This is a genomic window from Variovorax paradoxus, from assembly GCF_000834655.1.
Classification (GTDB): domain Bacteria; phylum Pseudomonadota; class Gammaproteobacteria; order Burkholderiales; family Burkholderiaceae_C; genus Variovorax; species Variovorax paradoxus_F.
The window spans coordinates 93155-103570 of the sequence record NZ_JXQQ01000135.1; the positions used below are offsets into that span (position 1 = coordinate 93155).

At 66.8% G+C, this 10416-nt stretch carries 8 protein-coding genes; 4 read left to right on the forward strand and 4 right to left on the reverse strand.

Going from position 1 to position 10416, the window contains the following annotated elements; genetic code table 11:
• Positions 1 to 7 precede the first annotated feature (7 nt).
• Positions 8 to 1387 (reverse strand): YadA family autotransporter adhesin, encoded by a 1380-nt coding sequence (locus tag RT97_RS32250; RefSeq protein WP_155403950.1) that lies wholly within the window; start codon positions 1385 to 1387, stop codon positions 8 to 10.
• 205 nt (positions 1388 to 1592) lie between these two features.
• On the opposite strand from RT97_RS32250, the gene RT97_RS31230 reads away from it, so the two are divergent.
• Positions 1593 to 1985, forward strand: coding sequence for a carboxymuconolactone decarboxylase family protein (locus tag RT97_RS31230; RefSeq protein ID WP_042582740.1), 393 nt, complete (start codon positions 1593 to 1595; stop codon positions 1983 to 1985).
• A 280-nt stretch (positions 1986 to 2265) separates the two neighbouring features.
• On the opposite strand, the gene putA is transcribed toward RT97_RS31230, so the two are convergent.
• A complete protein-coding gene (gene putA / locus RT97_RS31235) occupies positions 2266 to 6027 on the reverse strand; it encodes a trifunctional transcriptional regulator/proline dehydrogenase/L-glutamate gamma-semialdehyde dehydrogenase (RefSeq protein WP_042582741.1) in 3762 nt (1253 codons plus the stop codon).
• Between the two features lie 130 nt (positions 6028 to 6157).
• On the opposite strand from putA, the gene RT97_RS31240 reads away from it, so the two are divergent.
• The 3 genes from RT97_RS31240 (at position 6158) to RT97_RS31250 (ending at position 7950) form a co-directional block, all read left to right on the forward strand.
• Complete coding sequence (locus RT97_RS31240; protein WP_042582742.1) at positions 6158 to 6757, forward strand: helix-turn-helix domain-containing protein; 600 nt, start codon at positions 6158 to 6160, stop codon at positions 6755 to 6757.
• Positions 6754 to 7302, forward strand: coding sequence for a GNAT family N-acetyltransferase (locus RT97_RS31245; RefSeq protein ID WP_042582743.1), 549 nt, complete (start codon positions 6754 to 6756; stop codon positions 7300 to 7302). The genes RT97_RS31240 and RT97_RS31245 overlap by 4 nt, the downstream gene beginning before the upstream one ends.
• A 162-nt stretch (positions 7303 to 7464) precedes the next feature.
• Positions 7465 to 7950 carry a DUF2147 domain-containing protein gene (locus tag RT97_RS31250; RefSeq protein ID WP_080898501.1) on the forward strand — a complete coding sequence of 162 codons (486 nt, stop codon included), beginning with the start codon at positions 7465 to 7467 and terminating at the stop codon, positions 7948 to 7950.
• A gap of 63 nt (positions 7951 to 8013) precedes the next feature.
• Here RT97_RS31250 and RT97_RS32255 read toward each other — a convergent pair whose 3' ends face one another.
• Both RT97_RS32255 and RT97_RS32925 read right to left on the reverse strand, forming a co-directional pair.
• The gene (locus RT97_RS32255; protein ID WP_080898502.1) at positions 8014 to 10179 is read right to left on the reverse strand and encodes a T6SS phospholipase effector Tle1-like catalytic domain-containing protein; all 2166 of its coding nucleotides are present in this window, start codon (positions 10177 to 10179) and stop codon (positions 8014 to 8016) included.
• Positions 10180 to 10209: 30 nt separating this feature from the next.
• Positions 10210 to 10416: DUF3304 domain-containing protein (locus RT97_RS32925; protein WP_155403951.1), on the reverse strand; the 207-nt coding region annotated here is incomplete at its 5' end.

The window sequence follows — 10416 nt, forward strand, 5'->3', positions numbered from 1 at the left end:
CTGTTGCTCACCACTGGTACCCGGCACCGGCGGTCACGCCGACGCTGCCGCGCGAATTGGCCGAGCCCGTGAGCTTCATCACCCAGCGGCCGTTGTCTGTGATGCTCGAATAGCCGATGGCGATCGCGTTCTGGCCTTCGTAGCCCGCCACGCTGGCCGCGACCATGTTCTTGCCCGGGATGTACGCCTGCGGCATGCCGCTCATCGCCATCGCGCCGGCGGTGCCTGCATTCGCGTCGCGCTGCGTCGCGCGGATCTCGTTGCGCAGCTGGTTGTTCTGCAGGTTGACCTGGCTGCCCTGTGCGTTCAGCTGGTTCACGTTGACCGCATCGGTGCCCGCCACGCCGGGCGCGACGTTCGAGACGGTGGTGCCGCCCGGCGCCTGCCCGTTGCCCAGCGTGACCTGGTTGTAGTTGACGCTGCCGTCCACGTTGGTGCCGTAGTTCACCGCGCGCGACTGCACCGCCTGCAACTGCCGCACGTTGACGGCATCGGTCGCCTGCGTGCCGCCCGCGACGTTGGCGATCTGCCGCTCGCCGCCCGCGCTGCCCACGGAGATGGCGCCCTGCGTCGAGCCCACCGCGGTGTTGGAGAAGAGCTCCGCCTTGCCGCCCATGCCCGCGCGGTCGGCGATGGCGCCCGCGCCGAGCGCCACGCCGCCGGTGCTGCTGGCGATGGTGCCGGTGCCCAGCGCCATCGCCGACGTGCCCGATGCCGCGCTCTGCAAACCCACGGCCACGCTGGAGACGGCGGTCGCCGTCGCGAAGTCGCCCACCGCCAGTGCGCTGTCGGCCAGCGCCTGGCTGTTGGCGCCGAGCGCCGCGGCATTGATGCCGTTTGCATTCGCGCGGTCGCCGGCCGCGAGGCTGCTCTTCTTCTGCGCCTGCGTGTTCGCGCCGAGCGCGGTGGCGTTGATGTCGCTGGCGGTGGCGCGGTCGCCCGCGGCCAGGCTGCTCGTGGCCACCGCGGTGGTGTTGGCGCCCAGGGCGGTCGCGTTGGTGCCGAAGGCCTGCGCCACGTTGCCGACGGCGGTGCTGCTCACGCCCGCCGCGGTGCTCGTGGAGCCGAGCGCAGTCGCGTAGGTTGCGGTCGCCCTGGCATCGATGCCCGTCGCCACGCTGCCGTAGCCGGTGGCCTTGGTGGTGGTGTCGCCGACCAGCACGGCGCTGCTGCCCAGGTTGCCGTTCACGATGGTCTGCAGCGCGGCCGCGTTCGGCCCGCCGTTGACGGGGTCGCCGGGCACGCCGGCGACGAGCGCGATGCCGCCGTTGCCGTTGGGCACCTGGCACGACCAAGTGGGCCCTGCCCCGGTCGAGCTGCACACCGCGCCCGAGCCGGCGACATAGGTGTTGCCGCCGATGGTGACGTCGGCCCATGCGCCCGACAAGAACAATCCCGTCGCCGTCCAGACGACAGCACTCCTGAATCCACGATCCATGCTGGTTTCCCCCTGACGCACCCTTGGGATGCGTTGATTTATGAAGGCCACCAATGTATGAACCGAGGCCTCGCCAACATAGGACCTAATTCACAATGACTGTGAACGAACGGCTACTAAATGTTTACGAACCATCACTGATTCAGGAGATTCGATGAAGCCCCAACCGATCGACTACGCGAACGCTTCCGCCGAGGTCAAGGCCGTGTTCGACGACATCAAGACCTCGCGCAACGTGCCCGATGTCAACAATTTCTGGAAGTACCTTGCCAACGATCCCGTGACGCTCAAGCGCACCTGGTCGAGCCTGAAAGAAGTGATGGCACCCGGCGCGCTCGACCCGGTGGTCAAGGAAATGATCTACCTCGCGGTGAGCGTCTCCAACGGCTGCGGCTACTGCATCGCGAGCCACCACGCGGGCGCGGAGAAGGCAGGCATGACGCCCGAGATGTTCGGCGAGCTCATGGGCGTGGTCGGGATGGCGAACGAGACGAATCGGCTGGTCAACGGGTATCGGGTGCCCATCGATCCGGCGTTCGACAAGTAGGGCGCGCTGTTCAGGGCGGCACTCGCGCCGACGGTGGGCTCTGTTTCGCGAATGTCCCCCGGCCTGCGGCCTCCTCCTTGATTTCGCGAAACAGAGCCCACCATCAGTGCGAGCGCTTTCAGGGCAGTGGTTGATCGGCGGTTCACCCAGAGCGTGCCCCGGTGCGCAGGGCATCGGGTGCTCCCCGCAGCGAAATCAAGGAGGAGGGCGAAGCCCGGGGGACATTCGCGGAGGGGAGTACCCGGTGGCCTGTGCACCCGCCCTGAATGACTCCTGCGCATCACCCGATCGTCATCAAGCTCGCATTGCCCCCCGCAGCAGCCGTGTTCACGCTGAGCGCTCGCTCGACCACAAGGCTTTCGAGCGGAATGCCCGCATCCCCAGTCGCGAATGCGCGCACCCCGACGATCGGCCCCGGCCGCGACGCGATGTGCCGCGCGACCTCCGCAAGGCCAGCCGCATCGCCGTGATGAAGCACCGCATCGAAGACCACGGTCTCCGAAGTCCAGTCGCTCGCGATGGCGACCGACTGCTGCACTTCGACGGGCAGCGATGCGAGCAGGCCTTGTGCGCCGGCATCCGCAGGCCAGATCGCGGTGCTGCCCACCGACAACACGGCGGCGAGCTGCGTCAACCGATCGGCCTCTGCATCGGCCAGGCACAGCACGGCCTCGCGCGGCTGCAGCGTGTAGACGTTGCGCTCGCCGGTCGGGCCGGCCAGCGTGCGCGAGCAGCCCGCCCGCGAGAGCTCACCGAAGCGCCGGCATTGCGTTGCCAATGCATCGCGCCTCGTTTCGCCCGCCCATCGCGCCAGCGCCGACAGCGCGGCATGCGATGCACCGTCCTGCGTCGGCGATGCGTTGCCCGGGTCCGCATCCGCGATCGCCCGCACCAGCACATCGTCCGGCCGCCTGGACAGCATGCGGTACATGTAGAGCGGCCCGCCCGCCTTCGGCCCCGTGCCCGACAGACCTTCGCCGCCGAACGGCTGCACGCCCACGACCGCGCCCACGATGTTCCGGTTCACATACACATTGCCCGCCTTGGCGTGCCCGACGATCTGCGCGATGGTCTCGTCGATGCGCGTGTGCACGCCCAGCGTGAGCCCGTACCCCGTCCCGTTGATCTGGCCCACGAGCGCGCCCAGGTCGCGGCGGCGAAAGCGCACCACATGCAGCACCGGCCCGAACACTTCGCGCTGCAGCTCGGCGATGTTGTCCAGCTCGATCAGCGTGGGCATCACGTAGGTGCCCTGGCGCGTGTCGTGCGCGTATTCGCGCCCTTGCCGGTAAACGCGGCGGCCGCGGCTGCGCATGGTGGCGATGTGACGCTCGATGTTGTCGCGCGCCTCGGCATCGATCACCGGCCCCACGTCGACGGCCAGCCGCGCCGGGTTGCCTATGCAGCTCTCGGCCATCGCGCCCTTGAGCATCTCGATGAGCCGGTCGGCCGCTTCTTCCTGCACGCACAGCACACGCAGCGCGGAGCAGCGCTGGCCGGCGCTGTCGAAGGCCGAGGCCATCGCGTCGGCGACCACCTGCTCGATGAGCGCGGAGGAGTCCACGATCATCGCGTTCTGCCCGCCGGTCTCGGCGATGAGCGGCACGGGCGTACCGTTGGCGCCGAGCCGCGCCGACAGCGTCTTCTGCAGGATGCGCGCGACCTCGGTCGAGCCCGTGAACATCACGCCCTGCACGCGCGCATCGCCGACCAGCGCGGCGCCCACGGTTTCGCCGCGCCCGGGCAGCAGCTGCACTGCGGCGTGCGGAACGCCCGCCTGCCACAGCATGCGGATCGCTTCGGCGGCGACGAGCGGCGTCTGCTCCGCGGGCTTGGCCAGGACCGGGTTGCCGGCCGCGAGCGCAGCGGCCACCTGGCCGGTGAAGATCGCGAGCGGGAAGTTCCACGGGCTGATGCACACCATCGGCCCGAGCGCGCGGTGCGTGTCGTTCGAGAAATCGGTGCGGGCCTGCGCGGCGTAGTAGCGCAGGAAGTCCACCGCCTCGCGCACTTCGGCGATGGCGTTGGCATAGGTCTTCCCGGCTTCGCGCGCGAGCAGGCCGAGCAGGCGTGGCTGCTGTGCTTCGAGCAGGTCGGCCGCGCGGTCGAGCAGGGCGGCGCGTTCGGCGGGCGGCGTGGCGGCCCACGTCGCTGCGACGCCCTGGGCCTGCGACACGGCCGATTCGACCTCGGCCAGCGTGGCTTCGCGCACCTGCCCCACCACGTCGCGATGATCCGCGGGGTTCAGCACGTCGGCCCACGGAAGAGCGGCCATGCCACGCGATCCGTCTTCGGCGAGCAGCGGTTCCGCACGCCATGGCTCGGTGGCCGAGGCCCGCAGCGTTTCGCCCAGCAGGCGGAGGCTGTCGTCGTTCGCAAGGTCGAGGCCTTGCGAGTTGATGCGCTGCTTGCCGTAGAGCGCGGCGGGCAGCGCAATGGCCGGGTGCGGCAAGCCGACGGCGCCTTCTTCCAGCGCCATGCGCTCGACCGTCGCAACGGGGTCTTCGACCAGCGCATCGAGCGGAATCGTCGGGTCCGCGATGCGGTTGACGAACGAGGTGTTGGCGCCGTTCTCCAGCAGCCGGCGCACCAGGTACGCGAGCAGCGTCTCGTGCGTCCCCACCGGCGCGTAGATGCGGCAAGGCCGCCCGAGCGGGCCGACCACCTGTTCATAGAGCGGCTCGCCCATGCCGTGCAGGCACTGGAATTCGTACTTCCCCGGCTGGTAGCGCGACGGATCCGCCATCGTGTAGATCGCGGCGAGCGTGTGGGCGTTGTGCGTGGCGAACTGCGGACAGATGGCGTCGGGTGCATCGAGCAGCTTGCGCGCGCAGGCCAGGTACGACACGTCGGTGTAGGCCTTGCGCGTGTAGACGGGGTAGCCCTCGAGTCCGTCGATCTGCGCGCGCTTGATCTCGCTGTCCCAGTACGCGCCTTTCACCAGCCGCACCATGAGGCGGTGGCGGCTGCGGCGCGCGAGATCGATCACGCAATCGATCACGAAGGGGCAGCGCTTCTGGTAGCCCTGGATCACGAAGCCGATGCCGTTCCACCCCGCGAGCGCCGGCTCGAAGCACAGGCACTCCAGCAGGTCGAGCGAGAGCTCCAGACGGTCGGCTTCCTCGGCGTCGATGTTGATGCCGATGTCGTACTGCTGCGCGAGCATCGTGAGCGAGCGCAGCACCGGGTACAGCTCGTCCATCACGCGGGCGTGTTGCGCGCGGCTGTAGCGCGGGTGCAGCGCCGAGAGCTTGATGGAGATGCCCGGGCCCTCGTACACGCCGCGGTGGTTCGAGGCCTTGCCGATCGCGTGGATCGCGTCTTCGTAGGCGATGCGGTAGCGCTTGGCATCGTCGGTCGTGAGCGCCGCTTCGCCCAGCATGTCGTACGAATAGCGAAAGCCCTCGGCCTCCAGTTCGCGCGCGTTGTCCAGCGCCTGCGCGATGGTCTCGCCGGTGACGAACTGCTCGCCCATCATGCGCATCGCCATGTCCACGCCCTTGCGGATCAGCGGCTCGCCGCCCTTGCCGATGAGGCGCGTGAGCACGGTGGAGAGGCCGGTCTCGCTGTGCGTGGCCACCAGCTTGCCGGTGAGCAAGAGGCCCCAGGTCGCGGCATTGACGAACACCGAGGGGCTGCGGCCCGCGTGCGACTGCCACTGGCCGTGCGCGATCTTGTCGCGGATGAGCGCGTTGCGCGTCTCGGCATCGGGGATGCGCAGCAGCGCTTCGGCCAGGCACATCAGCGCGACGCCTTCCTGCGAGGAGAGCGCGTATTCCTGAAGCAGCCCCTGCACGAGACCTGAGCGGCCCGCGGCGTTCTTGCGATTGCGCAGTTGCAGGGCGATCCGGTGGGCGAGGACATGGGCCGCTTCGGCCTGTGCGGCCGGCAGGCGCGCCTGTTCGAGCAAGGGCGGCAATGCCTCGGGTTCGGGGCGCCGGTAAGCGGCGGTGATCGGCGCGCGCAATGCCGAAGGCGGGGCGAGCCCGTCGGCGAAGTCGATGAAGGTGGAGGGCAGAGGGTCGGGGTCGTTGGCGCTCATGTCGAATGCGTGCTGGTGATAAGTGGAATGATCTCAATCTGTTCGCCGAATATTCGTTCGAAGAATTGCCGGTTGTCCGAGCAAATCACAGGTTGACCTGAATTCCCTTTTATTGGATATTTCATCCAATATGACGGAATCGACGCCGGCCCCGGCCACCACTCTCAACGATCGCATCGCCCAGCGCGTGCGCGACCTGCGCGCCTCCCGCGGGCTGTCGCTCGATGCGTTGGCCACGCACTGCGGCGTGAGCCGCTCGATGATCTCCCTGATCGAGCGTGGCGAGAGCAGCCCGACGGCCGTGCTGCTCGAAAAACTCGCCACGGGCCTGGGCGTTCCGCTCGCATCGCTCTTCGACGATGCCGGACCCGCCGCCAGTCCCGTGTCGCGCCTGGCCGACCAGCTGCAATGGCGCGATCCGCACTCCGGCTATGTGCGCCGGAACGTCTCGCCGGGCGGCGCCATCTCCCCGATCCAGATCGTCGAGGTCAACTTCCCGCCCGGCGCCCGCGTGGCCTACGAGACGGCCGCGCGCGAGCCGCGCATCCACCAGCAGGTGTGGGTGCTCGAAGGCCGCATCGAAGTCACCGTGGGCGACGACCTTCACCGCCTCGACGCGGGCGACTGCCTCGCGCTTACGCTCGACCATCCGATGAGCTATCACAACCCCACGCGCAAGAACGCACGCTATGCCGTCGTGATCACCACCGCGCCCACTTCCTGGAGATGAAAGAAATGACGACGACCGAAAAGCCCCGCATCCGTGCCCTTCACGCGGTGAGCGATGCCCAGGTGCAGGCGCTGGCCGACCTGCTGATCGATTGCGTCGAAGGCGGCGCGTCGGTCAGCTTCATGCTGCCGATCACCCGCGAGCGCGCCCTCGCGTTCTGGCGCAAGGTGGCCGACGGCGTGGCGCGCGGCGAGCGCGTGCTGCTGGTGGCCGAAGACGGCGAGGGCCTCCTGGGCACCGTGCAGCTCGTGCTCGACCAGCCCGAGAACCAGCCGCACCGCGCCGAGGTCTCCAAGATGCTCGTGTTCCGCCGTGCGAGGCGCCGGGGCATCGGCGCGCTGCTGATGCAGGCCGCCGAAGACGAGGCGCGCACGCACCGCAAGACGCTGCTGGTGCTCGACACCTCGAGCGCCGAAGCAGAGCGGCTGTATGCGCGCATGGGCTGGCAGCGCGTGGGCGCGATCCCCGGTTTCGCGCTGCTGCCCGGGGGCGAGCCGTGCGGCACCACCTTCTTCTATCTCGCGCTGGAGGCGTCGCACGCGTGAGCAGATGCGCGCTGCAAGCTGAGTGGCGCGGATTTTTGTATCGCACCGTGTCCGGCCCCGGGCCAGATACGCAGTGCGACGAATCGGCGGGTGAGTCGAAACACATGCGGGTGCGCGGCGCGATGCAATGGGCGCCTCATCCACTCGACACCAGGCCCCGTCATGACCACGCCATCGCTCCATCGTCCAGGCCGCGCATTCGGCGCCGCCATGTTGTTCGCCACGGCCTTCGCGGCGCAGGCGCAATCTTCATCGGCCTCCGATCCGCGTGGGCGCTGGATCACCGCGAACGGCAACCTCGAAGTGGAGGTCGCGCCCTGCGGCACCGCGCTGTGCGGCACCGTCACCAAGGTGTTGGGCAACCGCTCGATGGCGCCCGGCGGCGGCGACATGCAAGCCGCCGACAAACGCCCCGCGCTGGGCATGACGCTGCTCAAGGACTTCGCGCCCGTCGATGCCACCGACCCCGCACGCCCGCCCACCGAATGGACCGGGCAGATCTACAACCGCGAGAACGGCAAGCTCTACAGCTGCAACATGTCCGTGAGCACCGCCGGCAATGCGGCGGGCGAGCTGATGCTGCACGCGTATGTCGGCATCCCGCTCTTCGGCAAGACGCAGCGTTGGGTGCGGGTCGCGTCGAACTGAACACCGCACCGGCGCTCGTCAACTCGTCCCTCGTGTGGATGCCGGATTCGCGATGGCCGCTCGTCAGTGCGGCATCGCATTTCGGAATCCGGTAGCTTCCCCGTCCCACTTTGAGCGTTGCGCGCGGTCCTTGGCGCGCTTCGCATCGAGCGCCCGGGCACGCATCGTGTTGCCGTGCTCGGCCTCATCGCGCAGCATCCTGTCGCCGTTGTCGCCGAAAAATATACGGCGAAACTTCGCAATGCCGTAGCCATTCGTCTCGAACTCTGGCATGCCGAATCCGATGAAGCCAGCCATGCTGTCATGCACCAGGTCTTCGAAGAGTGTCGCCACCTCGACGGGCACCGGCCTGGATTGAATGGCTTCGAGCAGGCGCAATCCATCGCGCTCGACGACGATATCGCGCACTTCGGCTTGCGTCGCCCGGGCCAGGAATCTTCGCCACTCGGCCAGGTAATGCGGCGCCCGGTTCGCCTTGTCGATGGCTTTGCGCCAATCGTCTTCAAGAGGCCGGTTTTCCATCAAGCCTTTGCGGGCAGAGAAGCCGCCCATCGCCGAGCCGACCAAGGCGTGAATGGAACTGCCGGGCCACCACTGCGAGAGTCCTTCGACGGTACCGTCTTTCACCTGGGCGTAGGCGTCGTACCGTTGCCGCAGAACCTGATCTTCGGTGCCATCGGTTTGAATGCGGCGCTGGATTTCGTCGCAGAGGGAACAGATGACGAAGATCAATGCGAGCTGCGTTTTCCACATGGTGCGCGGTTCGTCCTTGTAGGTGCCGATCGAACCATTGGGTGACCCGAGCGCCCGCTTCATGGCTGGCGAGTTCCTCCAGTCCTGGTGACGCACGCGGTAGGTGAAATACAGGCTCAGGTGCTGGCTTGCCATGTCCTCCACTGGCCCGGCCTGTATGTTGGCTTTCAGGTAGTAGTCGTCAAATGCCTTGACTGTGGCGGGTGAGGGTTTGAGGGCTTTCGCAACCATCTGGTGCAGCGGCTCGAACGCACCAATTCTGAAGGGGGTTCCCTCGATTTTCTGAGTACCGAAAGCGGTTTGAAATGGCACGCCAGCGCCCAGCGCGGCGCAGTACATCTCGTAGCCAGGCACTCGTGCGAGTTGCAGGTCTTCGTCGTCACTTCCCCAGTCCTTGCGGCCCAGCGCCAATGGCTTGTAGCCGCCGCCTACGTCCGAGTGAGAGCCGGGATACACGTACTCGATCACGTTGGGCGGGTACTTTCTGTCGATGCGTGCCGAGTCCAGGGGAAAGCAGGCTCGCACCTCGGTGCTTGCGACCATGTGCACGCATTGTTCGACGCCTGGGTTGACCTGCATGCTGTCGTTGGCCCAGCCCGCGCGGCCTTCGATGAATGTGTAGAGCCCGGCCGCGCCGACCGAGGCTACTGTGTCGAAGATGCCCAGAAACTGAACGCGAAGCGGGATGCCTGCGAAAAGGTAGCCGCCGTCGTTTTGCTCGCACAGTTCGTACAGCCAGTTGACGAAGGTCCGAGCTTCGGCTGCCCCGCGAGAAAATCCGAATACGTTGACGGTGATCAGGTTCAGCTTGACAGCCCGATGGGCCAGCTTCGCTTTGAGTTCGCTTTGCCAGAATTCCTTGAGTGATTCACGGCGGCGGGCGTCGATGACGAGCTGCGGCAGCATCATGTCGAAGAAGGAAACCGCTAGATCCTTGGCCGTTGCGTCGTCGATCAGGTCTTTTTCGTAGATGTGCTGGGTGATGGCATTGAAGATGCGAGTCAGGCCCCACACGATGCGAGGGGCACCATTCATCGCTCCGATGGAGCCCAGTTGCTGCATGAGGGTGTGCCACTTCTGGGTCAAGCTGCCTTCCTCGTCGCGTTCGCCATCGACGTCTCGGATTTCGGGGAAGGGGGTGCCGAGGCCTGGGATGTAGTAGCTGTAGTAGCCATTGGTGGCAATCTTTATTCTGTCAGGGTGTGCGTGATACAGCCTCACCACATTACTGTGCCGCATCTCACGCGGCGCACCTTTTTGCTCAAGATAATCTTTTGTTTCGTTGTTGCCGGTGCCGTCAAAGAACATGCCGATGAACACACAGCCGCTGCATGCGGGCGTAGGGCCGGACGGATTGGCTGCGCAGCGCGCGGCCGCCCGCTGCAATTGCTCGCGATTGCTGAGCGGGCGTTCACCCACACGGGTGCGACCCAGCGAAGGATTCAGCGCGGAATCGACGGGCTTTGTCGTGTTCATTGAAAATTTTCTCCAGTGGATAGGCAGGCGTCATTCGTCAACGATGTCTGTGCGTGTGATCCAGGGTTTCTTGTCTTCTTCGCTCATGGGATAGCGCGGATGGCGCAGGCCGTAGGTACTGATCACGACCTTGATGCGATGGTCGGAATAAAAGTGCACTTGCACGGCGCCCGCGGTCTTGGGCGTGTATTCGGGGATTTCGACCACCGCTTCTTGCGGCGGAGGGGGTGTTCGAGG

Coding starts and splice junctions, on each gene's coding strand:
- RT97_RS31230 (WP_042582740.1), top strand. CDS start 1,593: ATGAAGCCCCAACCGATCGACTACGCGAACGCTTCCGCCGAGGTCAAG.
- putA (WP_042582741.1), bottom strand. CDS start 6,027: ATGAGCGCCAACGACCCCGACCCTCTGCCCTCCACCTTCATCGACTTC.
- RT97_RS31240 (WP_042582742.1), top strand. CDS start 6,158: ATGACGGAATCGACGCCGGCCCCGGCCACCACTCTCAACGATCGCATC.
- RT97_RS31245 (WP_042582743.1), top strand. CDS start 6,754: ATGAAAGAAATGACGACGACCGAAAAGCCCCGCATCCGTGCCCTTCAC.
- RT97_RS31250 (WP_080898501.1), top strand. CDS start 7,465: ATGACCACGCCATCGCTCCATCGTCCAGGCCGCGCATTCGGCGCCGCC.
- RT97_RS32255 (WP_080898502.1), bottom strand. CDS start 10,179: ATGAACACGACAAAGCCCGTCGATTCCGCGCTGAATCCTTCGCTGGGT.